The sequence below is a fragment of the Arthrobacter oryzae genome (assembly GCF_030812315.1).
Taxonomy (GTDB): Bacteria; Actinomycetota; Actinomycetes; order Actinomycetales; family Micrococcaceae; genus Arthrobacter; species Arthrobacter oryzae_B.
This window is the reverse complement of sequence record NZ_JAUSSM010000008.1, coordinates 151,413-174,785: the sequence shown is the minus strand read 5'-3', so window position 1 is coordinate 174,785 and position 23,373 is coordinate 151,413. Positions and strand designations below refer to the sequence as shown.

Here is a 23,373-nt window from a genome sequence, read left to right as displayed (position 1 = left end):
CCAACCACCGCATGGCGCGCAAACAGGCTTCACAGGGAACGCCGGCTACAGCAGCACTCGCTGCAGCCGGCGTTCCTTTCGTGCTGCACCCGTACGCCCATGACCCCTCGGCAGCCAGCTACGGCATGGAGGCAGCCGACGTACTCGGCGTGGATCCCGCCAAGGTCTTCAAGACCCTTATGGTGGATGTCGACGGCAGGCTCGCAGTGGGAATAGTCCCGGTCAGCGGAAACCTTGACCTGAAAGCCATAGCAGCTGCCCTCGGCGGCAAGAAGGCCGCCATGGCGGATCCGGCCACGGCCCAGCGCAGGACCGGCTATGTCCTGGGCGGAATCTCCCCGCTGGGGCAGCGCCAGCCTTCCCCCACGGTCCTGGATGAGAGTGCCCTGGGCCAGGACAGCATCCTGGTCTCCGGCGGCCGCCGCGGCCTGGATATCGAACTTGGCCCGGACCACCTGGTACGGCTCACGGGTGCAGTTACTGCCCGCATTGGAACCGGGCCGAAGGCTACTCCGGACCGTTAACAGCAGGGCCGGCGGTTGTCCCCGGGGCGTCCGTTCCGCGGCGCGATCCGGCGTCATCGCGCCGCCGGGAGCGTGAGCCCGGATTGGCACGTGGGGCAAGCTGCCGCCGCAGCCACGCGGTTACCAGGCCTTCCCAGCGCTCCGGATCGACGTTCCACTCCTTGGTGTGCCGGGCGTCCTGGAAGGTCTCGAAGGTGACCATCTCAGGGTTTTTCTCCGCGATGGTGGCTGAGGGGCCGTAGGGGACGTATTCGTCGTCAACGCTGTGCAGGATCAGTGTGGGGGTCCTGAGTTCAACGGCCCGGGAGATCCAGTCCATCGACTTCAGGTCCACCGGTGCCGCCAGCCCGGTCAGGCGGCGCCCCAGGGGGTGGCTCATCATCAGCTGCCCGTAGCGTCCCACCGCGGACGGGATGCGGTTCAGCTGCGCATGGTGCGCCAGGACGTTGACCCAGTCCACCACCGGGGCGTCCAGCACCATGGCCCGGATCCGTTGGTGGTGGCGGGAAAGGTCCGCCGTCTGCAGGCAGATCGCGCCGCCCATGGACCAGCCGAACAGCACAACTTCCTTTGCGCCGTTGGCCACGGCGAAACTGATGGCTGCCTCGACGTCCCGCCATTCGGTAGAGCCCAGGCCGTAGCGTCCGTCGGGCGCCGACGGCGCCAGGCCGTCGTTGCGGTAGGAGATCACCAGGCTTGTCATGCCAAGCTCCTGCGCCGGGCGCAGCGCGCGCAGGCATTCCTGGCGGCTGGCTCCGCGGCCATGGACCATGATGGCCCAGATGTCGGACGACGGCGTCCCGCGCACCAGCCATGCCGGCGCCGTCCCGCCTTCAACGTCGATCTGCACGTCCTCGGCGGACAGCCCGATGGAGGCGGCATCCGGGTAGGCGGCGCCGCTCCAGTAGCCGCGGCGGGCGGTGTAGAGGTCGCCGGAATACACAGCTTCGACTTCACGCAGAACGGTGCGTTCAGCAGGTGAGTACGAAATGATCCTGCCGATCCGTGCATGGCCGCGGCCGCCGTCGAAGAATAGCCCGTAGACGCCTTCCACGGTGGCGTCCTCGGTGGCCGCAAGGATGACCTGGAGGCCGCCGGCGGCACGGATGACAGCCAGCACCTCTTGGTTCTCGTCCCGGACCCGCACCGGCGTAATGACCCGCCTGGCGAAGTAGAGGGCGAGCGCCGACGATCCGGCACCCAACAGGCCCGCTGCGGCACCTCCCGCGATGACACCGCCCACGGCCCACTTGGCACTCGAGGACATGCCGGCCTCGGTGGTGGCGGGGGTCTTGCCCACTGCCAGGGGCGGATTCGCTTTGGTGGCCGGGCGCAGCCCCGGGATCGATGCCATGGATCCATTCTTACTGCTGCGGGCCCTCCGGACATATTCGGGCACGCCATCGCTGGCGGCTCCACGGCGGACTGACCGGCCGTACGGGAGCAGCATCCCGGAAGAACAGCCGCGGAACCGGCCGCCGATACGGCGCGGACCGCCCCGGACGAAATTCGTGCGGGAAGGTCAGGCCGGGACTAGGCTGGGGGCATGAGCGATCCAATCGTCATTCTGACAGAAGAGCCGCTGGGTGCGGATGACCGCGTTAACATCGAACGCCTGGTGGACGGCGGTGACACACCCTTGGTCGTGCTGGTGCCGGCCAACACCGAACGGCACCTCCTGGTGGATTTCCTCGAAAACCTTTCGCTGCTGGACGTCGCGAAAGCCTTCCGCGAGCTGACCTCGCATGCCCCGGACCCTGCGTCCGAACGCGCCGCCGCCGCCGAGACCCTCGCGGTGTCGCTCAGTGCACTGGCCGGGATCGGCAGCGGGGTCACCGGCGAGGTGGTGGACGGCGGCGCCGTCCAGGGCCTGGTGGCCAAGGTCAAGGAACTCGGAGCAGGCCAGGCGGTAGTCATTACCAGGCCGCACGCCATCGCGGACACCTTCCACACGGACTGGGCCAACAAGGCACAGGACCAGCTGGGGCTGCCCGTGCTGCACCTTTACGCAGGTTCGGGATTTATCGGAGACTCCTGAGCGTTATCGAAGCTATGAGCATCTTTAGCAACAAGCCGAAAGTCGCACCCGTCCAGTCTCCCGCCGCCGGATCCGAACCTGAAAACGCCACTCCGCCGGTTGAAAAGACAGACGAGGAATGGCGCCGGGAGCTGACGCCGGAGGAGTATCGGGTGCTCCGCCAGGCCGGCACCGAGCGTCCGTACACCGGAGAGTATTGGGATACGCACACTGCGGGCGTCTACCAGTGCCGCGCCTGTGGTGCGGAACTGTTCACCAGCAACGAAAAGTTCGATTCCCACTGCGGTTGGCCGTCATTCTGGGCTCCGCTTGCGGACGGCACCGTCCGCTACATCCATGACCGCACCATGGGCATGGACCGGGTGGAGGTCCGCTGCGCCACCTGCGATTCCCATCTGGGCCACGTGTTCGACGGCGAGGGCTACGGTACCCCCACCGACCAGCGTTTCTGCATCAACTCAGTCTCGCTGAAGCTGGTTTCGTCTGACGACGCGGCCAAGTAGGCCGTCCCGCCAGATCAACCGCGCACCCTGACGCCGGCAGCCCCGCCTCCCGCTGTAGCTGGGGCGGGAATGCTGAGCCACTTGCACAAGACTTTCTTATGCTCAGGCATATTTTGCATTAGAGGATCTGTTTGCTTGCTACGCTCGCCGTAGAAGCTCCAAGCAACCAGAAAGGCGATCGCCGACGATGACTACGACCGCTCTCACCGCAGCCGCCCCGCTCACCGAAAACCACCCGGAGTGGGTGCGGCTCAAGGCCGCCGCCACCGCCCTGCAGGCTCTCCAGGCCCAGGACGGTTCGGTGCCCGACGCCGCTGACCATGCGGCCGCCGCCGGATACGTCAGCACCATCACCGCAGCGGTGGAGGCACTTACCCCTGAGTTCCCGCACGACGCCCGGTACCTTGGACTCCTCGTCATCGACTTCGGCCGCTGGGCCGCCGGCGGCTTCGGCGTGCCGGATTTCCTGGACTCCCTGCTCGCCTTCCAGCCGCAGCAGCACCGCGTCAACGGACTGCAGCACCTGGTGGTTTTCCCCATGTACACGCAGAACGGCAGCAGCAGCCGCCTCGTCGAGGCCGTCCTGATCGAGGTCATCTGGCCGGAGTTCATCGCCGGCCTCGAGGAGGGCGAATACTCCAACAAGCTGTTCGTCCCGATCCGGTTCCTGGACTTCACCCCGGGATACAACACCAACTCGGCCGTGCTGTTCCCGGAAACCGTCGCGGTCCGGGAAACGCCCACGTTCACGTGGGGCGCCATTTTCGCGGACCGGGAAGCTGCCCGCTTCCGCCGGGTCCTCCGGGCCGCAGCCGACATCACCCGCCTGGAACTGCCGGCCGAAGCCGCCGAACTGCTTGAGAACCAGGAACTCACCCAGGAAACGTTCGTCATGTGGGACCTCATCCACGACCGCACACACATGCGCGGCGACCTGCCATTCGATCCCTTCATGATCAAACAGCGCATGCCCTTCTTCCTCTACTCCCTGGAAGAGCTCCGCTGCGATCTGACGGCCTTCCGGGAATCCGTGAAGATCGAAAAGGACGAAGAGGCCGACCCGGAAGCACGCCGGCACGCCAAGCTGGTCCAGTACGCCGTCATCTTCGACCGGATCTTCCGCTTTGCCATCACCGGCAGCCGCGTCCGCAACTACGACGGCCTCGGCGGACAGCTGCTCTTCGCCTGGATGCACCAGCACCGTGTCCTGCACTGGACTGACAGCAAGCTCAGCATCGACTGGGACGAGGCTGCAGACGTGGTGGTTGACCTCGGCTCCCGGATCGAGGAGCTGTACTGGCGCTCGATCGACCGCCCCAAGGCGGCCCACTGGCTCGCGGCCTACGAGCTGATTTCGGGAACCGTCACGCCCCACCCGGCCTCCGTCTGGGCCAAGGGGCCCTCAGCACTTCCGCTGGACGGACCGCCGCGGGGCCTGACGGACCAGGTGCTCGACGACGAATTCCCGCTGTCCATGTTCTACGAGGCACTCGAAAAGAAGATGCGCCCGGTCATCGAGTCCACGGCCGGCATCACAGGGTCAGCAGACATTGGAGCAGCCACGAACGACGGCGGCGCCACCCGGGCACTGAACGCCGGATGAGTGCCGGACGCCCATTGAACGTTGTAGTGACGGGCGGCAGCGGCCCGTCCGGGATCGCCACGGCACGTGCGTTGCGCGAAGCCGGTCACATGGTCTTTACGGTCGGTTCGGACGGCCCCCGGATCGAGGCCGCCGCCGCGGAAGCAGGCGACGGCGTCGTTCCGCTCGTGTGCGACCTTGCCGTCCTGGCGGATGTCAGGGCGCTGCACGCCACCATTTCCGGCAAAGCCGGAATGGTCGACGGCGTCATCCACCTCGTGGGCGGCTGGCGCGGCGCCAAAGGCATCACGGACCAGAGCGACGAGGATTGGGACTTCCTGGAACGCGGCGCCATCACCACCCTGAGGAATGTAACGCGGGTGTTCTATGACGACCTCGCGGCCTCGGACACCGGCCGGTTTGCCATGGTTACCTCCACGGCAGTTGCCACCCCGACGGCGGCCGGTGCCAGCTACGTTGCGTCCAAGGCGGCTGCCGAAGCCTGGACGCTGGCGGTGGCCGAGGGCTTCAGCGGGGAGCAGCCCAGCGCCAGCCCGGAACAGCACAGCGCCGCGGTCATCTTCGTCGTGAAGGGCCTCGTGGACGCCGGGATGCGGGCGAAGTACCCCGGCCGGAGCTTCCCGGACTTTACCGACGTTACCGACCTGGCGGCTGCCGCCGTCGGACTTTTCACCGCCCCCGCTGCGGAACTGAACGGCCAGCGGCTGCTCCTTAGCCGTTGACCGCGGACATCCCTAGACTGAAAGCGTGACCAAAGCGATGACAACCACAGTTGAAACTGTCCCTGCCGCCACCGCGGCACGGCTCCATGACCCCGCCGTCCGGGGCTTCGCCTCCGACAACTACTCGGGTGTACACCCGGAAGTCCTTGCGGCCCTGGCGGCAGCCAACGAGGGGCACCAGGTCTCCTACGGCGAAGACGATTACACCGCACGGCTGCAGGTGCTCATGGAAGGGCACTTCGGCGCCGGCATCGGATGTTTCCCGGTCTTCAACGGAACGGGAGCCAACGTCCTTTCGCTGCAGTCGCTGCTCCCCCGCTGGGGCGCAGTGATCTGCGCGTCGACGGCGCATATCAACATGGACGAAAACGGGGCACCGGAGCGGATCGGCGGGATCAAGCTGCTCCAGGTTCCCACCACCGACGGCAAGCTCACGCCCGAGCTGATTGACCGGGAAGCCTGGGGCTGGGGCGACGAACACCGCGCCCAGCCGCTGGCCGTGTCCATCACCCAGACCACCGAGCTGGGCACGTGCTACACGCCGGAAGAGGTCCGCGCGATCGCCGACCATGTCCATGCCAAGGGCATGAAGCTCCACATGGACGGCGCCCGGCTGGCGAACGCCGCAGCCCACCTTGACGTGCCGCTGCGGGCGTTCACGCGCGACGCCGGCGTGGACATCCTCTCCTTTGGCGGCACCAAGAACGGGCTGCTGTTCGGCGAGGTGGTGGTGGCCCTGAACCCGGAGGCCGCCCACGGCCTGGTGTACCTGCGCAAAATGAACATGCAGCTGGCCTCCAAAATGAGGTTCATGTCCGCCCAGTTCATTGCGCTGCTCGAGGGCGACCTGTGGCTGCGGTCAGCCAGGCACGCCAACGCCATGGCTGCCCGGCTGCGTGCGGCCGTGGATGCGATCGATGGCGTGGAGCCCACCCAGAAGACGGAATCCAACGGGGTTTTCGCCATCCTGCCCGAAGGCGTCGCGGACCGGCTGCGGGAATCCTTCCGCTTCTACGACTGGAATGAAGCCGCCAGGGAAGTGCGCTGGATGTGCTCGTTCGACACGAGCGAAGAGGACGTGGATTCGTTCGTCGCCGCCATCAAGCGGGAGTTGGCGGCCGGTTGAGCGGGTGTCCGGGGCGGCGAGCCTGCCGGGATCGGCGCCACATCTTGCGTAACCTGCGAATGTGAACGCACTCGACCAGGTTCCCGCGGAGTTCCTTACCGCTTTGGGATCCCTTCGAAAAGCACGGTGCCGCAGTGAGCTGCACCTGGACGAGATCCCCGCGCCTTCAAGGCTGGCTCCCTTTGCGGTGGCCCTGGGCGCAGAGGTCATCGGGCCTGTTCCGCGCCCGGCACCGGCAGCCGTGCACGGGCCGGTTTCCGCCGCGCTGGTCCGCGCCGCCGGCACAGTGGACGATGAAAACGAAGAGCTCGCCACCGGCCGCTTCATCCTGCTCTACGACCCCGAAGGGTCGGCGGTGTGGGACGGGGAGTTCCGGATCGTTACCTATATCCGCGCCCAGCTGGAGCCGGAAATGGGAAACGACGAAATGCTCGGCTCGGTGGCCTGGACCTGGCTCGTCGAAGCGCTGGAGAACCACCAGGCGCCCTACCGGGCGGCAGGCGGAACGGCCACCAGGGTCCTGTCCGAGAGCTTCGGCACCCTCTCGGACCGGCCGGGTTCCATCGACATCGAACTGCGGGCCTCCTGGACTCCCGTGGGCCCGGATATCCGGTCCCACCTGGAAGCGTGGTCAGACATGGTCTGCACCTTCGCCGGACTCCCACCGCTGCCCGAAGGCGTGACCGCACTGCCCCGCAGGCGGCGCAACTGACCATGGCTGGCCACGGCGGGACGCCCTTCAGCGCGATGTCGGTAAACTGAAGGCATCATGACCCCTCAAAATCCGGAACACACCACAGCCGGCGTCCCGGCTGCTGACATTACTCCCCACATCACGGTGGAAGGCTTCGACAGCCTGGTCCCCGAGGTCATCGACCTCGATTCCCCCCGCGACGGAGTACCGCTCGTCATTGAAACCCCAGCCGGCCTGGAACGCTGCGCAGCCGCCATCGCCGCCGGGACGGGCCCGGCCGGGGTGGACGCGGAACGCGCCTCCGGCTTCCGCTACGGACAGCGGGCCTTCCTGGTCCAGATCCGGCGCGAAGGCTCGGGCACGTGGCTCATCGACCCTGAACCCTTCGGGGACCTGCAGATCATCAACGACGCCTTGGATGGCGTCGAATGGATCCTGCACGCAGCGAGCCAGGACCTTCCATGCCTTTCGGAACTCGGCATGTGGCCGCACAAACTGTTCGATACGGAACTGGCGGCCCGGCTGGCGGGGCTGCCGCGGGTAGGCCTGGCGGCTGTCATCGAGCAGCTGCTCGGATTCGGACTTGCGAAGGAGCATTCCGCCGCCGACTGGTCCACCCGCCCGCTGCCCGAGCCCTGGCTGCGCTACGCGGCCCTGGACGTCGAGGTCCTCACGGAGCTGCGCGAGGAACTCATCGAGCTGCTCCAAGGCGACGGAAAACTTGAATACGCCGAGCAGGAGTTCGCGGCCATCCTCTCTGCCGGCCTTGCCCCGCCCCGGGTGGATCCCTGGCGCAAGACCTCCGGGCTGCACCAGATCCGGGACCGCCGCCAGCTTGCCGCGGTCCGCGAACTGTGGCTGGAACGCGATTCGCTGGCCCGCAAACGCGACGTTGCCCCCGGCCGGCTCATCCCCGACTCGTCGCTGGTGGCCGCCGCCAAGGCCATGCCGTCCACCGTGCCGCAACTGCTGGGCACCAAAGGCTTCCACGGCAGGGCCGCACAGCGGGAGGCGCCGCGCTGGCTGCGGTGCATCGCCACCGCCCGGACCATGGAGGAACTGCCGCCGCTGCATCTGCCGACGAATGCACCGCCGCCGCCGCGGGTCTGGGCTGACCGGGACCCTGCGGCGGCTGAACGGCTGTCGACTGCCAGGCCGCTGCTGCAGGACAAAGCTGATGAACTGAACCTTCCCGTAGAGAACCTGCTTACGCCCGACTTCCTCCGGCGCGTGGCATGGCGTCCGCCCGTGGAGCTCAGCGAAGAAGCAATCGCCGAAGAACTCAGTGAACTCGGCGCCCGCCCGTGGCAGATCGAGCTGACGGCACCCCTGATCACCTCGGCGTTCCTCAATCCGCAGCCGCTGCCTCCCAAGGAACCCAAGGCCGCTCCCGCCGCCGGGAGTTAGGCGCGGGAGCAAGGGAAAGCGCGCTGCATGGTTTACCGGGGCAGGACGGACGGCTCCCAAGGGTCCTTGCCAGCTAAGTTACTCACGAGTAACATTGGGATCAATGTCGCCCGGACTGCTGCTGCCACTGGCATGCGTCCGGCATCAATGTCTCGATGAGGAGTATCACGTGAGCCAAGCCCGCCCAAGCGGAACAAAGAGCAGCGGAAACACCCGCACCGTCCGCGACGTCGTTTTTGTGGACGGCGTCCGCACACCGTTCGGCCGCGCAGGCGAAAAGGGCATCTACGCCGGAACGCGTGCCGACGACCTCGTGGTCAAGTGCATCCGTGAACTGATGCGCCGCAACCCCTCCCTCCCCGCAGACCGTGTCGATGAAGTGGCTATTGCCGCCACCACGCAGACAGGCGACCAGGGCCTGACCATCGGCCGCACAGCGGCACTGCTTGCCGGGCTCCCGCGCACTGTCCCGGGCTTCGCAGTGGACCGCATGTGCGCCGGCGCAATGACCGCGGTGACAACCACTGCCAGCGGCATCGCTTTCGGGGCTTACGACGTCGTGATCGCCGGCGGCGTGGAGCACATGGGCAACCACCCGATGGGCGAGGGCGCCGATCCCAATCCACGGTTCATGTCCGAGCGCCTGGTGGATCCCGCAGCGCTCAACATGGGGAACACCGCGGAGAACCTGCACGACCGTTTTCCAGCCATCACCAAGGACCGCACCGATGCCTACGCCGTAGCCTCCCAGGACAAGCTGGCGGCGGCCTACGGCAAGGGCCAGATCCAGCCGGACCTGGCGCCGGTGGCCACCATGAAGCCGGGCCAGGGCTGGACGGTCAACACCGTGGACGAGCCTCCCCGGCCGGGAACCTCCCTTGAGGACCTCGCCGCCCTGCGTACCCCGTTCCGCCCCCACGGCCGGGTCACAGCCGGCAACGCCGCCGGACTGAACGACGGCGCGACGGCGGCGCTCCTCGCGTCCGCCGATGCCGCAGCCGAGCTGGGCCTTCCGGTGAAGATGCGCCTGGTCAGCTACGCCTTTGCCGGCGTCGAGCCCGAAGTCATGGGCATCGGGCCGGTTCCTGCCACGGAAAAGGCACTCAGGAACGCCGGCCTCGGCATCGCGGACATCGGGCTTTTCGAGATCAACGAGGCCTTCGCGGTCCAGGTGCTGAGCTTCCTGGACCACTTCGGCATTGCCGACGACGACCCCCGCATCAACCGCTACGGCGGGGCGATCGCCGTCGGGCATCCGCTGGCCTCGTCGGGAGTGCGGCTGATGAACCAGCTGGCACGCCAGTTCGAAGAGGACCCCTCGGTCCGCTACGGCATGACCACCATGTGCATCGGCCTGGGCATGGGCGCCACCGTCATCTGGGAAAACCCGCATCACAGCGACTACAGCGGTGCCGTGCCGCCAGCCGGGAATTCCGCCGCCGAAACTGCCGGCACCGAACCTGCCACGACCGAAACCGAAGGAGCCACAGCATGAGCGCCGCAGATTTCCGCAAGCTTGCCGACCTCTTCCCCGACGAGACCGTCACGCATTCCTACGTCCAGGACATCCAGCTCCCCGCCGCGGGAGGGAAGCCCAGTGCCGGAACCTTCGCGCTGATCACCCTGGACAACGGCCTTGACCATTCCAAGCCCACCACTCTCGGCCCCAACACGCTCGTTGAGCTGGGCACGGTCCTCGAAGGCCTCAGGGACCGTGCCGCCCGCGGCGAGATCGTGGGCGTCGGTGTGACCGGCAAGCCGTACTTCCTGGTGGCCGGCGCCGACCTGTCCGCGGTGAAATCCCTCAACGACCGGGACCACGGCCTCTGGATGGCGCAGCTCGGCCACGACGTCTATGCCACCTTGGCCAACCTCGGCGTTCCCAGCTTCGCCTTCATCAACGGCGTGGCCCTCGGCGGCGGCCTGGAGATCGCCCTGCAGTCCACGTACCGCACGGTGTCCACCGGCGCCGGCGCGCTGGCACTTCCCGAGGCCTTCATCGGCCTGGTGCCCGGCTGGGGCGGCGTCTACATCCTGCCGCGGCTGATCGGACCGGAGAACGCCGTCAAGGTGATGATCGAGAATCCGCTCAGCAACAACCGGACGCTCACCGGCCCGCAGGCCTTTGGCCTGGGCATCGCCGACGCCCTGTTTGAACCCGCCGACTTCGTGGAGCAGTCCATTGCCTGGGCCGCCGGGGTCATTTCGGGCGACGTCGCCCCGGAGCGGCCAAACGCCGTCGACCCCTCCGACCCGGCGGTTGCCGGCCGCTGGGCGGGTGCCGTCACCGCCGGCCGGGCCTATGTGGAGTCCAAGACCTCCAATGCCTCCCCCGCCCCGGCCAAGGTGCTGGACATCATGGAGGCCAACAGGACCCTGAGCCAGGCGGACTCGGCGGCGCTCGAGTGCGAAACGCTGGCCGGCCTCATGCAGACCGATGAGTTCCGCTCCACCGTGTACGCGTTCCTGGACCTCGTGCAGAAGCGCACCAAGCGCCCGGCCGGCGCGCCGGACCGGAAGCTGGCCCGTGCGGTAACGAAGGTTGGCGTGGTGGGTGCAGGCCTCATGGCCAGCCAGCTGGCCCTGCTCTTCGCCCGGCAGCTCAAGGTGCCGGTGGTCTTGACGGACATCGACCAGGCCCGCGTGGACAAGGGAGTGGGCTACGTCCACGCGGAAGTGGACAAGCTGCTGGCCAAAAAACGGATCAGCCCCGACGCCGCCAACCGCACGAGGGCCCTGGTCACCGGATCGGTTTCCAAGGAAGCGTTTGCCGACGCCGACTTCGTCATCGAGGCTGTGTTTGAAGAGCTGAACGTCAAGAAGCAGGTGTTCGCCGAGGTGGAGGCGATTGTCTCGCCCGAGTGCATCCTGGCGACCAACACGTCCTCACTGTCCGTCACGGCCATGGCGGCGGACCTTGTCCACCCCGAACGGCTGGTCGGGTTCCACTTCTTCAACCCGGTGGCCGTGATGCCGCTGCTGGAGATCGTCCGCGCACCGAAGACCGACGACGCCGTGCTGGCCACCGCGTTTGAGCTCGCCAAGGGACTCAAGAAGTCCGCCGTGCTGGTCAAGGACGCCGCGGCGTTTGTGGTCAACCGCATCCTGCTGCGGCTCATGGGCGAAGTGACCGCCGCATTTGATGAGGGGACACCGGCTGAGGTCGCGGACAACGCGTTGCGGCCCATGGGCCTGCCCATGACGCCGTTCACGCTGGGGGCGATGGTGGGCCTGCCGGTGGCCCAGCACGTCCAGGAATCGCTGCACGCCGCGTTCGGTGACCGGTTCACGGTCTCGCAGAACCTGCAGAAACTGATCGACAACGGCATCAAGTCCCTGTGGGCACCGGAGAACGGCCCGGACGGCAAGCCGTTCATTCCGGCCGAAACACTGGCACTGCTCTCCTTCGGCACCGCCCCGTCCACGGCCGAGGAAGTTCTGCGCCGCACGCAGGATGCGCTGGCTGAGGAGATCGGGCTCATGCTGGACGAGGGTGTGGTGGCCGGACCGGAGGACATCGATCTGTGCATGATCCTCGGCGCCGGCTGGCCGATGTTCCTGGGCGGCATCACCCCGTACCTGGACCGCGTCGGCGCCTCGGAACGCGTCAACGGCAAGCGGTTCCTGGCACCGGGCGTCGCCTCCGCGGCGGTCGCGGCCTAGCATCACCCGGCTGCACGCCGCCCAAGCGCGAGCCCAGCGCCGCCTGCAATGACTAGCCGCCGTCCGCACCCCTAGCCGGTGCGGGCGGCGGCGCCGTTGCGTTGGCGCCGCTTCGTTGGCCCTGCCGTCGCAGTTGGCCTGCCGTTCCGTTGGCTGACCTTCCTCATTCCGTCGGCTGCAGTGCCGCCTCGAGGAGCATCCGCTGCAGCCACCCCAAGTAGCGCTCAGGCGCCCATCCGGACTGCACCACCAGGTGTTCATATTGGTAGGGGGATGTGAGCAGCCAGAGCGTTACGGCCACTTCCTCCACCGGGATATCCGTCCGAAGCCCCCCGCGCTGCTGCAGCAGGCGGGCAACTTTCAGGAAGTCCGTCCGGATGCGCTCCTGCAGCCCCGCATGCGCAGCCGCGATCTCCGGGTCGCCCTGCGCGGCCGCCGCCATGGCCTGCCACAACCGGCCGATCCTGCAGTTGAGTTCCGCGGCGAAGGACGCCAGGCCAAGCAGGCCCTCCCTGACGTTTTCCTCCGCCAGCACGGCCTGCGCCTCCGGCACGTCGAGAATCGATCGCCCGCCGTCCACGCCGGCTGAGGCCTCTTCCAACGCGGCCAGGAGAAGCCGCTTCTTAGGGCCGTGGGCCTGGACTGTTTCCACCGACACCCCGGCGTCGGCGGCGATGGCACCGAGGGTTGTTCCGGTAAACCCTTTGGCCGCAAAGCACCTGCCGGCCGATTCCAGCACACGGTGGCGCGTGGCCGAAGCCTGCTCTTCGCGGAGTGCGGACCGGTAGCGTCTGGGTCGGGAAGTTTCGGTTGCCATATTGACTACTGTGCCACAGTAATGAAAACTGATGCAACGTAACCATTCACCGGGGGAGTCATGATGGCATCGGTAATCGTCTGTTCCAGTCCTTTGATCGGTCATGTCACTCCGATGCTCGCGGTGGCCGCGGGCCTCGTGGGGCGCGGGCACGACGTCCGCTTCCTCACCGGGCGGCGCTTCGAGGCCCAGGTAGCCCGGACAGGCGCCACGTTCCTCCCGCTGCCACCCGAGGCGGACTTCGACGACAGCAGGCTGGACGAGGCCTTTCCCGGCCGCGCCAGCCTGAAGGGACCTAAAGGCATCCGCTTCGACATTCAGGAAATCTTCATGCGGCCCGGGAAGGCCCAGTACCAGGCGCTGCTGGGTGCCTGCACCGAACGCCCCGCCGCCGCCGTCCTGGCCGAATCCCTGTTCATGGGCGCAGCGCTGCTGCTGGCGGGGCCCCGCTCCGGCCGGCCGGTGGTCATCAACTGCGGCATCGTCCCACTCAGCCTCGCCAGCCGCGACACCGCTCCCTACGGGCTGGGCATTGCGCCGATGCCGGGCACGGCGGGGCGGATGCGGAACCGGGCCTTGCAGGCACTGACCGAGAAGGTGGTCTTCGGCCCGGTGCAGAAGTACGCCAACCAGGTTGCCTACGACGCCACCGGGTCCGCGTTCCCGACGTTCTTTATGGACTGGCCCCGCGCCGCCGACCACATCGCCCAGTTCACGGTGGCGGACTTCGAATACCCGCGCTCCGACCTTCCAGAGAACGTCCACTTCGTGGGCCCGGTTTCACAGGGCGGGAGAGTCACTGCGGCCGGGGCAGGCAGCCCGGGCGAGGCCAGCGGGACAGGTCAGATCCCTGGGACCGGTCTGCCCGCGTGGTGGGACGAGCTCGACGCCGGACGCCCGGTTGTCCACGTCACCCAGGGAACGGTGGCAAACAGGGATTTCGACGACCTCGTCCGGCCCGCCATCGAGGGACTTGCGCAGGACGATGTCCTCGTGGTGGTCAGTACGGGCGGCCGCCCGGTCGACTCGCTCGGCGGCGCATTGCCGGACAACGTCCGGATCGCCTCCTACCTGCCCTACGACGAACTGCTCCGCAAAACCGCGGTCCTCGTCACCAACGGAGGCTACGGCGGCGTCCAGTTCGCGCTGCGCCACGGGGTTCCACTGGTGGTCGCCGGTCAGACCGAGGAGAAGGCGGAAGTGTGTGCCCGGGTGGCCTGGTCAGGGACCGGTATCAACCTGCGCACCAACCGCGCCGCACCGGAAGCCGTCGCCAAGGCTGTCCGCACCGTCCTGGGCAATGGGTCGTACCGGGAAGCCAGCGGCCGCATTGGCCGGGCAATCCTCGCTTCCCGCGGCGTCGACGAGCTGGCGGACCTGGTGGAGAGCGTCAGCAATGAAAGCTCCCTGAAACAGGAGTGACGGGCTGGGATCCCGGCGGGCTGCCCGCAGGCCATCACGCCAGGATCAGCCTTCCCGCAGCGTGCCCTCCCTCAGCTCCAGGATGCGGTGGGCCGTGGCCCGGGCGTACGCGAGGTCGTGCGTGACGATGACGACGGCGGCGCCCCGCAGTGCGGCGGCGGCAATGGCCTCGTCGAGGTGTTCGAGGCCGTGGCGGTCCAGTCCCACGGTGGGTTCGTCCAGCGCGATGAGCTTCGGTTCCCGGGCCAGGACGGTAGCGAGGGCAAGGAGCCGCTGCCGGGACGCCGGGAGTTCATGCGGATGGCTCTCCAGCTGGTCCCCGAGTCCGACGGCGGCCAGCGCCGTCCGCGCCTTGGCGGCTGCCTCCGGCCCGGACTTCCGCTCCAGCCCGAAAAGCACTTCGCGCAGCACGGTCCGCTCGAACAGCTGGTCGCGCGGATGCTGGAAGAGCAGGCCCACACGGTCCGCCACTTTTCCGGTGGGAATGCCGGCGATGTCTGCACCGTCAATCCGGACGCACCCCCGGTCCGGACGAAGCAGGCCGTTGAAATGCCGCAGCAGCGTTGACTTGCCGGCCCCGTTCGGGCCCGTCACAGCCACGACCTCTCCCGCCCGTACGGCCAGGCTCAGGTCGGCCAGGACCCGTGGCCCCTTCCCCCGGCGCCCGGCAGGAAAGCCGAAAGCGATGCGCTCCAGCTCCAGGGCGGCACGTGTGGCGGTCCCTGCACAGTGACCCTGTTCAGTCAGGCGGTGCTGTTCAGTCCGACGACGCTGGTCGGCCGGATCCGGGCCAGCAGCCCGGCGGACGTGGCCGGAACCGTCGCGTGCCCGGGCGGGAAGCACGACGCCGGATTGCAGCAGCCCGGGGCTGCCCGCCAGCCCGCCGGGCGTGCCGCGGGCGGAGACCGTCCCGCCGTCGAGCACTATCCATTGGGCTGCCGTGAGAGCCAACTCGTCCACGGTCTGGCTCAGGATGATGACGGCGGTCCCGGAGTCGGTCAAACCGCGGATCAGCGCGCTGACGGATACGGCGCCTGCTTCGTCCAGGGAGCCGAGGGGTTCATCGAGCACCAGCACACCGGGGCGGGTAATGGCCGCACACGCCACCGCCAGGCGCCGCAGTTCACCGCCGGAGAGGGTGGCCGGATCACGTTCCAGCAGGGCCGCTAATCCTGCTGCTTCGGCGGCACGCAGCACGGCATCGTGCATCAGGCGCCGATCCATGCCGCGGTTCTCGAGTCCGAACGCCAACTCCTCGGCCACGGTGGACCCTACCGTTGACAGCAGGGCGGCCGCATCCTGCGGCACGTAGCCGACGTGTTCGGACCACAGGGAAGCATTGATGCGCGGGTCGTCCGGGGCGCCGTGAAAAATGATGGGTCCGCTGTCCCCTGCGGCGGCACTGGCCGCGGCGCCCAGCCGCAGGCTCCCCCGGAACCGGCCGGCGTGACCGCCGGACAGCCAGCCGGCCAGCAGCCGGCCGAGGGTCGACTTCCCGCTGCCGGAACCGCCGAGCACGGCCATGTGCGTGCCAGGCACCGCATCAACCTCCAGGTCCCGCAGGACGGACGCGTCGTCCCCGTGGTAGCTGAATTCCGCAATCCGGGCCTGCAGCAGGGGTGCAGGCCTCATGCCGGCACTCCCCCGGGCCACTGCAGTTCGGGCCACTGCATTTCGGGCCACTGTCCAGAGATCCGCAGCGCCACCGCAGCAGCAGCCAACAGCAGGGCAACGGCCCGGAACGTCCGCTGGGCGGCTGTGTCGGGCACTTCCCGGTAGCTGGTCCGGGCCATGGGACCGTTGAAGCCGCGGGAATCGAGTGCCTGGGCCCGGTCGCCAGCCTCCTGGATGAGCGAAAGCACCAGCGGCACCATTTGCAGCCGGGCCGCCGCCAGCCGCGGCAGCGGTCCGCCCCGGACTACCAGTCCCCGTGATTCCTGGGCATGCCGGATCCGTGTTAGCCGCCCGGAGATGGCCGGCGCCAGTGTGAGCGTGGATGCCAACACGTAGCCGAACTGCGGCGGCACACGGCGTGCTGACATCACCGCCACCAGGTCGGGCACCCGGACCGTGAACGAAAAGAGGAGGAACACCACAACGTAGGCTGCTGTCCGGGCGCCCATGTCCAGCGCGAAGCCAAGCCCTTCCGTGGTGACGCGGACCGCGCCCCATTCCGCCAGGACCGTCCGGCCCTCGGGAAAGAACAGCCCGTGCATGATCAGCAGGGACAGCCAGAAGGGCGTCAGGATCACGGACGCGGCCGGCGCCAGGCGGCCGGCCACTCCGGCCCGCACTGCCAGCGCGGCGCCGCCAAGGACCACGGTGAGGGAAACGGCCCAGCTGGACGCCGCCGTCGTGATTGCCGCCGTGGCGGCAGCCGCCGCCAGGGCGGTAAGGGGGTTCAGGCGTGCCTGCACGGAATCAGGCGTCCGGCGTTTCCTGCTTCTTACCGGCGAGTACGTTGAAACGCCGCACAAAGGCGAACTGCAGCGTTGTCCGGCGCGGCAGCGCGTACACGAGCAGCGCGACGACGGCGAAGACAATGGCCTTGTCCATGGGGTCCGAAATCAGCGCCTGCTTGGTGATTGCGGCCAGGAGCGTGTCGCCCATCGCCCGGAAGGCACCGACAATCGCGCCGGTGCCGGCGCCGGAGGTGCCGCCGAAGACGAAGGCCGCGATGGGTGCGGAGACGACGCCGGCCAGGATGCCGGTCACGAAGCCGGCCACCGGGGCCAGGTAGAAGCGGCGGAACAGTCCGTGGCGCGCAGCCAGCCCTGCCAGGAAGCCGATGAGCGCCGCGCCGGCTGCGAAGGGCAGCACCGTGGGGTTGATGAAGGACCAGACGATGCTGCTGAGCGCGCCCGTTGCGGCGCCTGCAGCAGGGCCCGCCAGGACGGCGATGAGCACTGTGCCGATCGCGTCGAAGTAGAACGGCAGGCCGGTTGATCCCATGATCTGTCCGAGGGCGATGTTGAGGACGAGTGCCACGGGGATCAGCACCAGCGTGGACGTGGGAAGGGTGGGCAGCACTCCGACGATCAGGAGAATGGCTCCCAGCAGGAACCCGCCCAGGGCCACCAGAGTGGACCCGCTGGCCAGCCCGTTGGTGATGTCCGCGGGCTGGGTCAGGACCAGGAAGGTGAAGGTGGCTGCAATGGACACCGCGCCGAGCACTTCAAGCAGGCGGCGGCTGCGGAGCGCTCCCTGTCCGGGCGCGGGAAGGATGAGGGACTGCTGTGACATGGTGGTTCCTTTGGCTGTGGGTGCGTTCCGCGGGTACACCGGTACCGGGATCGGCAAACGTACGCCTATGTCACCTCGGCGCAGCTACTATCTTAGCCGCCGGGCCAGCCCGCCCACTGAACCGATGAGCTCGTCAAAGCACTGCTGCGGGTTGTTGGACGTCACGATCCGGGCGTTCGGCGGCAGGCCCCACAGTCCGCGGTAGTCGGCCACCGTGGTGCCCATCATGAGCGGTGACCGGGTCTCGACGTCCACCGTGGCCAGCTCCGTGGTGATTTCGGTCCGTCCCACGGCTACACAGGCGGCGAAGGCATCGTGCATGTGGGCCACGAAGCCCTGGTCATAGAGGCGGTGAAACTCCATATAGAAGCGGATGGCATCGGACAGGCAGGCCACGAGGGGGTTGCCTGACTGGCTGCGGAGGCCCTCCGGCTGCTCGGGGAGCACGAGTTCCGGCTCATCGGTGCCGGCGGCCTCCCCCAGTCGCTGCAGGTGTTCGGGCCGCATCTCGATCAGTTCGGTAGTCTCCAGCGCGCACACCACGGGCAGTTTGTCCTCGGGGAGGCCCCGGTAGGCCGCAAACACCTCCTTGGCGGCATGCGGGTCGACGGAAACGTTCCATTCCGCCGTCGGAGTGGTGTTTCCCTGGTAGTAGAAGCTGCCGCCCATGATCACCAGCCCCTTGAGCAGGCGTGGCAGGTCCGGTTCCCGGCGCAGGGCGAGGGCGAAATTGGTCAGCGGTCCGGTGATGAGGCCCGTGATCTCGCCGGGGTGCTTCCGCACCTCCTCGACCCAGACGTCCACCGCATGCCGATGCGAGATCCCGGCGGCGGGCGGCGGGAGCTCCGCGTAGCCGATCCCCTGCGGGCCGTGGGTTTCCTCCGTGGTGACCAGGGGGATCTCCAGCGGCACCTCGGCTCCGATCGCCACCTCGACCCCCGGTTTGCCGCAGAGCTCAAGCAGGGCCAGGTTGTTCAGCGCCACCTGCCGCGCGCCCACGTTTCCGGCGGTACACGTGACGGCCTGCAACCGGACGTCGGGGCGGGACAGGAGGTAGACCAAGGCCAGGGCGTCGTCGATCCCGGTGTCGACGTCCATCAGGACCGAGTGCATCAGAAGAGCGCAACCTTGGGCGTGCGGGGGAAGATCTCATCCAGCTGGGCGCTTTCGTCGGCCGTGGGCACCCAGGACACCGCGGCGGCGTTCTCGCGGACCTGCTCCGGCCTGGTGGCGCCTGCGATCACACTGCTGACGGACGGCTGGGCCGCCAGCCAGGAGAACGCTACCTGGATCTCGCTGAGGTTGCGTTCTGCTGCGAATGCGCTGAACTTCTCCAGCTGGTCCCAGTCGGCGTCGTGGACGAGGTTGGTGCGGGTGTGGCTGAGACGGGATCCTTCGGGGGCCTTGCCCGGTGCGTACTTGCCGGTCAGCAGGCCGTTGGCAAGCGGGAAGTAGGGCAGCACGCCCAGGCCGTAGGCTTCGGCGGCCGGCGTGATTTCCAGCTCAGCGCGCCGGTCCAGCAGGTTGTAGTGGTTTTGCGTTGAAATGAAGCGGGAACCGCCGCGGCCGCGGGCCACAAATTCGGCCTCGGCGATCTGCCATCCGGCCCGGTTGGAGTGCCCGATATAACGGACCTTGCCGCTCGTCACGAGGTCGTCCAGGGCCGCGAGGGTCTCGTCGATTGGGGTCAGCGGATCCGGGGTGTGGAACTGGTAGAGGTCGATCCAGTCCGTCCCCAGCCTCCGCAGTGACGCCTCGGCCGCTTTGACGATGTACCGGCGGGAACCGCGGGCACCGAAGTCGTTGCCGTTGGCTCCGCGCATGTCCATGCCGAACTTCGTGGCAACGATCGCGTCCTCACGCCTTCCGGCGAGGGCCTTGCCCAGCATCGTTTCACTGAGTCCTGGCTCCCGGCCGTAGGTGTCCGCGACGTCAAAGAGCGTAATGCCTGCGTCCAGGGCGGCATGGACGACGGCGTCGGTCCCCTCCTGCGACTCCGTCACCGTATTGGCCCGGCCAAGATTGTTGCAGCCAAGGCCCACAACAGAGACGGTCAGTCCGGAATTTCCAAGGCGGCGCTGTTCAGTCATGAAATCAGCCTATAACGGCCGCATCGAAAGACCGGACGCCGCCGTTTCGCGGCAGCGCCCGGGTACCGGTAGCCTGTCAGGCGGCCGGGAACTCGAGTCCGTGCTCGTCCATGGCATCTTCAAGCTGGGCCATGGTTTTGACGCCCATTCCGTGCAACTTCGACAGTTCCCGCTTACCGAACTGGACCACCTGTTCGAGGGTTTCCAGTCCGGCGTGGGCCATGGCCCGGCGGGCAGGCGCGCCGATTCCGTGGGGAATCGGGGTGTGGCCCGGTTGAACGGATTTTCGCGTCATTGCAGATGCCTCCCAGAAGTCGGTTACCCCCTCTTAGAGGGTAAAGCCCGAAGCCGGTTTGGGCGAGTGCTTGAGCTTGAACGCCTCCGGATCTCCGAAAGGCGCGGCCCCGATGCTGAGCTTCGTGAAGTCCAGGTCCTCGCCTCGGATGCAGACCTTGATGGCGTTGACGGCCTTGTTGACGTCCGGGCAGAGGCAGAAGATGTTGAGCTTGGAATCGCCAAACTCTGACCGCTCCACGGTGCCGAGGCCGCGCCAGGCAAGGTGGCTGATGAGCGCATCCTTCGCCTTTTCCTCGAGGTAGCGGTCGCGGTCCGTGCCGTCCTTGGTTTTCAACGCGTACTGGGCAACCACCCAGAACTGGTCTTCCTCGGCGATCTCGGCGTAGCCGTCCTCAGCGCACTGCACGGCGAAGGCATCCATGAGGCCGTCCGCGGCGGCGGCATCGGCAACATCGGTTTCGTCCGTCTTGCTCTGGTGCCCCACCACGCCGTAATTCATCACGAACTGGCTGTAGTCCTCGTCGAACCAGGCTTCCCGGAACTGGAGAACCCCTTCGTCGTCGCGTTTGTAGACCCGGATAATTCCGCTCATGCCCGTCCTCTCCTGAACCACTCGGCGTCTGTGCCGTCGAACGGTGCGTGCTGTGCCTTGACGGCCTGATAAAGCTGTTCTGTCTCCTGGAGCATGCGGTCCACGATGTCCCGCGGGTACTCCATGCTCACCTGGTGTTCGGCGAATTCGTCTTCGTCGTCGACATAGACGTCCCGGGTGACGGACCGGATCACGTCCAGGTCCATGTCGATCACGTGGAACTCAAACGTCCCTGGCCTGATGCCGTTCCAGCCGTGCCCCACGGCGAGGTCCACGTACACCCGGAAGTCCCCGGGGTAGGTGTCGTCGTAAAACGTGGCCACGTAGTCGCCGGTCCGGGGAACGAGCAGGACGGCATCGGATTTGGCGTGGAAAGCGGCACCCGGCCGTGAGATGAATGACCCCTTGGGCTGGAAGATCCACCAGCCGTGCCGGTCCTCGCCGAGATAGGTGCCCGGAACCACCCAGTGGGCACCGCCGTTCCATTTACGGTTCCGCGCCACCACCAGGTCTCCCGGTTTAAGGCTCTTGGGAGGTGCGGCCTCGTGCGGGATCACAGTTTGGGCAGGCTGCCCGTAGTCGGATGTTCCTGGCCGGGCAGGGGACGCGCGAAAGGCACCTTGGTCCCCAGGACCTGGGCGACGACGTCGTGCGTGATCTGTCGTGCCGTCAGACCGACGCGTTCCAGCACCTGGGCGCGGGTTCCGTGGTCCAGGAACTCCACCGGCAGGCCCACTTCGTTCAGGGCGGTGTCCACACCCGCGGCGCGCATTTCCTGGCGGATGCGTGATCCCACACCACCGGCGCGGACGCCGTCTTCGATGCAGATGACCAGCCGGTGCCGGGCAGCCAGCGCAATGATGGATTTCCGGACCGGCAGCAGCCAGCGCGGGTCCACCACCGTGGAGCTTATCCCCTGGGCACCGAGGCGGTTGGAGACGTCAAGGGCGAGTTCGGACATGGCGCCCACGCTCACGATCAGCACGTCGTTTTCGCTGGATCCTGCAGGACGGCGGGCCAGCACGTCCACGCCGTCGCTGAGGCGCTCGATGGCTTCTACTTCGGCGCCCACGCTCCCCTTGGAATACCGGACAACGCTGGGGGCGTCCCTGATGGCCACGGCCTCGCGGAGTTCTTCGCGGAGCCGTGTGGCGTCGCGGGGCGCGGCCAGGTGGAGGCCCGGGACAATCTGCACCATGGCCATATCCCACATGCCGTGGTGGCTGGCGCCGTCGGGCCCCGTGACCCCGGCACGGTCCAGCACAATGGTGACGCCGGCGCGGTGCAGCGCAACGTCCATCAGCAGCTGGTCGAAGGCACGGTTCAGGAACGTGGCGTAGACGGCAACCACGGGGTGGAGCCCGCCGAAGGCCATGCCGGCGGCGGAGGTCAGTGCGTGCTGCTCGGCAATGCCGACGTCAAAGACACGCTCGGGGTGCCGTGCCGCGAATTTGTGCAGGCCCACGGGGATGAGCATGGCACCGGTAATGCCCACGATGTCCTTGCGCTCATCGGCAATGGCGGCGATTTCGTCGGCGAAGACCGACGTCCAGGACTGTGCCCCGCCAGCGTCGGTGGGCTCTCCCGTTTCCGGATCGATAATGCCCACGGCGTGGAACTGGTCAGCTTCATGGGCGCGCGCCGGCGCGTAGCCGTGGCCCTTTTCGGTCATCGCGTGCACGATGACCGGACCGGCATAGTTCCTGGCAGTCGAGAGCGCGTGCTCCATGGCCTGGAGGTTGTGGCCGTCGACAGGGCCGATGTACTTCATGCCCAGGTCCTCGAACATGCCCTGCGGTGCCCACCAGTCCTTGATGCCCTTCTTCATGGCATGCAGGCTCCGGTAGGTGAACTGGCCCACGGGTCCGCCGTTTTGGAGCTTCCGCTTCCACCAGTCCAGCGTGCCTTCGTAAGCCGGGGCCGCACGGAAGGAATCGATAGTGGGACGCAGTGATGCGAGATAGTCGGCAAAGCCGCCCACGGTGGGTGCATATGACCGGCCGTTGTCATTCACCACGATGACCACGCGCCGGCGTTTGTCCGCGGCAATGTTATTGATCGCTTCCCAGGCCATGCCGCCGGTCAGGGCGCCGTCGCCCACCACGGCAATCACATAGCGGTCGCCGTCGCCGGTCAGCTGCCGGGCGCGGGAGATGCCGTCGGCCCAGGACAGCGAGGAGGAAGCATGGGAGCTTTCCACGATGTCGTGCTCGGACTCGGCCCGGTCCGGGTAGCCGGACATCCCGCCTTCCTGGCGGAGGGTGCTGAAGTCCTGGCGTCCGGTGAGGAGTTTGTGGACGTACGACTGGTGTCCGGTATCAAAGACGATGCTGTCGCGGGGGGAATCAAAAATGCGGTGTACGGCGATGGTCAGTTCCACGACGCCGAGGTTCGGTCCGAGGTGGCCACCCGTCTGCGACACGTTGCCGATCAGGAAACTCCTGACCTCCGCAGCCAGCTGTGACAGCTGTTCTTCGGTCAACTTGCTCAGGTCCTGCGGATTCCGGATGGTGTCCAAAATTCCCAACGGGGCCTCCTTCGGGGTGGTAGACATGCCATTTAACTCTACCGCCTCGGCGGCTGGCCGGGCGCCGGGACGGGCCGGGACGCAAAAGCTCCGGCCTGTCATTGA

General features: G+C 67.4%; 22 protein-coding genes. 11 read left to right on the top strand and 11 right to left on the bottom strand.

Annotated features, from left to right (window positions below; genetic code table 11):
• Positions 1-11 precede the first annotated feature (11 nt).
• Positions 12-524, top strand: a complete 513-nt coding sequence (gene ybaK / locus J2S97_RS16700; protein WP_307051069.1) for a Cys-tRNA(Pro) deacylase — start codon at positions 12-14, stop codon at positions 522-524.
• Here the strand turns inward: ybaK and J2S97_RS16695 are convergent.
• Positions 508-1,791, bottom strand: a complete 1,284-nt coding sequence (locus J2S97_RS16695; protein ID WP_307051159.1) for an alpha/beta hydrolase family protein — start codon at positions 1,789-1,791, stop codon at positions 508-510. The genes ybaK and J2S97_RS16695 overlap by 17 nt on opposite strands.
• Before the next feature lie 279 nt (positions 1,792-2,070).
• On the opposite strand from J2S97_RS16695, the gene J2S97_RS16690 reads away from it, so the two are divergent.
• The 9 genes from J2S97_RS16690 to J2S97_RS16650 all read left to right on the top strand — a co-directional run bounded on the left by J2S97_RS16690 (position 2,071) and on the right by J2S97_RS16650 (position 12,280).
• Positions 2,071-2,562: a hypothetical protein gene (locus J2S97_RS16690; protein WP_307051068.1), complete on the top strand. Its 492-nt coding sequence runs from the start codon at positions 2,071-2,073 to the stop codon at positions 2,560-2,562.
• A 14-nt stretch (positions 2,563-2,576) separates the two neighbouring features.
• Positions 2,577-3,065: a peptide-methionine (R)-S-oxide reductase MsrB gene (gene msrB / locus J2S97_RS16685; protein WP_307051067.1), complete on the top strand. Its 489-nt coding sequence runs from the start codon at positions 2,577-2,579 to the stop codon at positions 3,063-3,065.
• Positions 3,066-3,252: 187 nt separating this feature from the next.
• On the top strand, positions 3,253-4,668 hold the full coding sequence (locus J2S97_RS16680; RefSeq protein ID WP_307051066.1) for a DUF6421 family protein: 1,416 nt from the start codon (positions 3,253-3,255) through the stop codon (positions 4,666-4,668).
• On the top strand, positions 4,665-5,390 hold the full coding sequence (locus tag J2S97_RS16675) for an SDR family oxidoreductase (protein ID WP_307051065.1): 726 nt from the start codon (positions 4,665-4,667) through the stop codon (positions 5,388-5,390). The genes J2S97_RS16680 and J2S97_RS16675 overlap by 4 nt, the downstream gene beginning before the upstream one ends.
• 37 nt (positions 5,391-5,427) lie before the next feature.
• Positions 5,428-6,516 carry a threonine aldolase family protein gene (locus J2S97_RS16670; RefSeq protein ID WP_307051158.1) on the top strand — a complete coding sequence of 363 codons (1,089 nt, stop codon included), beginning with the start codon at positions 5,428-5,430 and terminating at the stop codon, positions 6,514-6,516.
• Between the two features lie 61 nt (positions 6,517-6,577).
• A complete protein-coding gene (locus J2S97_RS16665; protein WP_307051064.1) occupies positions 6,578-7,228 on the top strand; it encodes a DUF3000 domain-containing protein in 651 nt (216 codons plus the stop codon).
• 57 nt (positions 7,229-7,285) lie between these two features.
• Positions 7,286-8,617, top strand: a complete 1,332-nt coding sequence (locus J2S97_RS16660; protein WP_307051063.1) for an HRDC domain-containing protein — start codon at positions 7,286-7,288, stop codon at positions 8,615-8,617.
• 169 nt (positions 8,618-8,786) lie between these two features.
• Complete coding sequence (locus J2S97_RS16655) at positions 8,787-10,112, top strand: thiolase family protein (protein WP_307051062.1); 1,326 nt, start codon at positions 8,787-8,789, stop codon at positions 10,110-10,112.
• Positions 10,109-12,280 carry a 3-hydroxyacyl-CoA dehydrogenase NAD-binding domain-containing protein gene (locus tag J2S97_RS16650; protein WP_307051061.1) on the top strand — a complete coding sequence of 724 codons (2,172 nt, stop codon included), beginning with the start codon at positions 10,109-10,111 and terminating at the stop codon, positions 12,278-12,280. Before J2S97_RS16655 ends, J2S97_RS16650 begins: the two co-directional genes overlap by 4 nt.
• A gap of 163 nt (positions 12,281-12,443) precedes the next feature.
• Here J2S97_RS16650 and J2S97_RS16645 read toward each other — a convergent pair whose 3' ends face one another.
• Positions 12,444-13,097 (bottom strand): TetR/AcrR family transcriptional regulator, encoded by a 654-nt coding sequence (locus J2S97_RS16645; RefSeq protein ID WP_307051060.1) that lies wholly within the window; start codon positions 13,095-13,097, stop codon positions 12,444-12,446.
• Between the two features lie 60 nt (positions 13,098-13,157).
• Between J2S97_RS16645 and J2S97_RS16640 the strand changes: the two genes are divergently transcribed.
• The gene (locus J2S97_RS16640; RefSeq protein ID WP_307051059.1) at positions 13,158-14,519 is read left to right on the top strand and encodes a glycosyltransferase; all 1,362 of its coding nucleotides are present in this window, start codon (positions 13,158-13,160) and stop codon (positions 14,517-14,519) included.
• A gap of 45 nt (positions 14,520-14,564) precedes the next feature.
• Here the strand turns inward: J2S97_RS16640 and J2S97_RS16635 are convergent, their stop codons facing one another.
• The 9 genes from J2S97_RS16635 to dxs all read right to left on the bottom strand — a co-directional run bounded on the left by J2S97_RS16635 (position 14,565) and on the right by dxs (position 23,268).
• On the bottom strand, positions 14,565-16,151 hold the full coding sequence (locus J2S97_RS16635; protein WP_307051058.1) for an ABC transporter ATP-binding protein: 1,587 nt from the start codon (positions 16,149-16,151) through the stop codon (positions 14,565-14,567).
• Entirely contained in the window at positions 16,148-16,936 is a 789-nt protein-coding gene (locus J2S97_RS16630; RefSeq protein WP_307051057.1) for an energy-coupling factor transporter transmembrane component T, read from the bottom strand. Before J2S97_RS16630 ends, J2S97_RS16635 begins: the two co-directional genes overlap by 4 nt.
• A 4-nt stretch (positions 16,937-16,940) precedes the next feature.
• Positions 16,941-17,762, bottom strand: coding sequence for an ECF transporter S component (locus J2S97_RS16625; protein ID WP_307051056.1), 822 nt, complete (start codon positions 17,760-17,762; stop codon positions 16,941-16,943).
• An 87-nt stretch (positions 17,763-17,849) separates the two neighbouring features.
• On the bottom strand, positions 17,850-18,875 hold the full coding sequence (locus tag J2S97_RS16620) for a nucleoside hydrolase (protein ID WP_307051055.1): 1,026 nt from the start codon (positions 18,873-18,875) through the stop codon (positions 17,850-17,852).
• On the bottom strand, positions 18,875-19,852 hold the full coding sequence (locus J2S97_RS16615; protein ID WP_307051054.1) for an aldo/keto reductase: 978 nt from the start codon (positions 19,850-19,852) through the stop codon (positions 18,875-18,877). The genes J2S97_RS16620 and J2S97_RS16615 overlap by 1 nt, the downstream gene beginning before the upstream one ends.
• A gap of 76 nt (positions 19,853-19,928) precedes the next feature.
• Positions 19,929-20,147, bottom strand: coding sequence for a hypothetical protein (locus J2S97_RS16610; RefSeq protein WP_104174943.1), 219 nt, complete (start codon positions 20,145-20,147; stop codon positions 19,929-19,931).
• 33 nt (positions 20,148-20,180) lie between these two features.
• Positions 20,181-20,741, bottom strand: a complete 561-nt coding sequence (locus J2S97_RS16605) for a hypothetical protein (protein ID WP_307051053.1) — start codon at positions 20,739-20,741, stop codon at positions 20,181-20,183.
• Complete coding sequence (locus J2S97_RS16600; protein WP_307051052.1) at positions 20,738-21,298, bottom strand: DUF402 domain-containing protein; 561 nt, start codon at positions 21,296-21,298, stop codon at positions 20,738-20,740. The genes J2S97_RS16605 and J2S97_RS16600 overlap by 4 nt, the downstream gene beginning before the upstream one ends.
• Positions 21,295-23,268: a 1-deoxy-D-xylulose-5-phosphate synthase gene (gene dxs / locus J2S97_RS16595; protein ID WP_307051157.1), complete on the bottom strand. Its 1,974-nt coding sequence runs from the start codon at positions 23,266-23,268 to the stop codon at positions 21,295-21,297. Before dxs ends, J2S97_RS16600 begins: the two co-directional genes overlap by 4 nt.
• Between the last annotated feature and the right edge of the window lie 105 nt (positions 23,269-23,373).

Coding starts and splice junctions, on each gene's coding strand:
- ybaK (WP_307051069.1), top strand. CDS start 12: ATGGCGCGCAAACAGGCTTCACAGGGAACGCCGGCTACAGCAGCACTC.
- J2S97_RS16695 (WP_307051159.1), bottom strand. CDS start 1,791: ATGTCCTCGAGTGCCAAGTGGGCCGTGGGCGGTGTCATCGCGGGAGGT.
- J2S97_RS16690 (WP_307051068.1), top strand. CDS start 2,071: ATGAGCGATCCAATCGTCATTCTGACAGAAGAGCCGCTGGGTGCGGAT.
- msrB (WP_307051067.1), top strand. CDS start 2,577: ATGAGCATCTTTAGCAACAAGCCGAAAGTCGCACCCGTCCAGTCTCCC.
- J2S97_RS16680 (WP_307051066.1), top strand. CDS start 3,253: ATGACTACGACCGCTCTCACCGCAGCCGCCCCGCTCACCGAAAACCAC.
- J2S97_RS16675 (WP_307051065.1), top strand. CDS start 4,665: ATGAGTGCCGGACGCCCATTGAACGTTGTAGTGACGGGCGGCAGCGGC.
- J2S97_RS16670 (WP_307051158.1), top strand. CDS start 5,428: ATGACAACCACAGTTGAAACTGTCCCTGCCGCCACCGCGGCACGGCTC.
- J2S97_RS16660 (WP_307051063.1), top strand. CDS start 7,286: ATGACCCCTCAAAATCCGGAACACACCACAGCCGGCGTCCCGGCTGCT.
- J2S97_RS16650 (WP_307051061.1), top strand. CDS start 10,109: ATGAGCGCCGCAGATTTCCGCAAGCTTGCCGACCTCTTCCCCGACGAG.
- J2S97_RS16645 (WP_307051060.1), bottom strand. CDS start 13,097: ATGGCAACCGAAACTTCCCGACCCAGACGCTACCGGTCCGCACTCCGC.
- J2S97_RS16640 (WP_307051059.1), top strand. CDS start 13,158: ATGATGGCATCGGTAATCGTCTGTTCCAGTCCTTTGATCGGTCATGTC.
- J2S97_RS16635 (WP_307051058.1), bottom strand. CDS start 16,151: ATGAGGCCTGCACCCCTGCTGCAGGCCCGGATTGCGGAATTCAGCTAC.
- J2S97_RS16625 (WP_307051056.1), bottom strand. CDS start 17,762: ATGTCACAGCAGTCCCTCATCCTTCCCGCGCCCGGACAGGGAGCGCTC.
- J2S97_RS16620 (WP_307051055.1), bottom strand. CDS start 18,875: ATGCACTCGGTCCTGATGGACGTCGACACCGGGATCGACGACGCCCTG.
- J2S97_RS16615 (WP_307051054.1), bottom strand. CDS start 19,852: ATGACTGAACAGCGCCGCCTTGGAAATTCCGGACTGACCGTCTCTGTT.
- J2S97_RS16610 (WP_104174943.1), bottom strand. CDS start 20,147: ATGACGCGAAAATCCGTTCAACCGGGCCACACCCCGATTCCCCACGGA.
- J2S97_RS16605 (WP_307051053.1), bottom strand. CDS start 20,741: ATGAGCGGAATTATCCGGGTCTACAAACGCGACGACGAAGGGGTTCTC.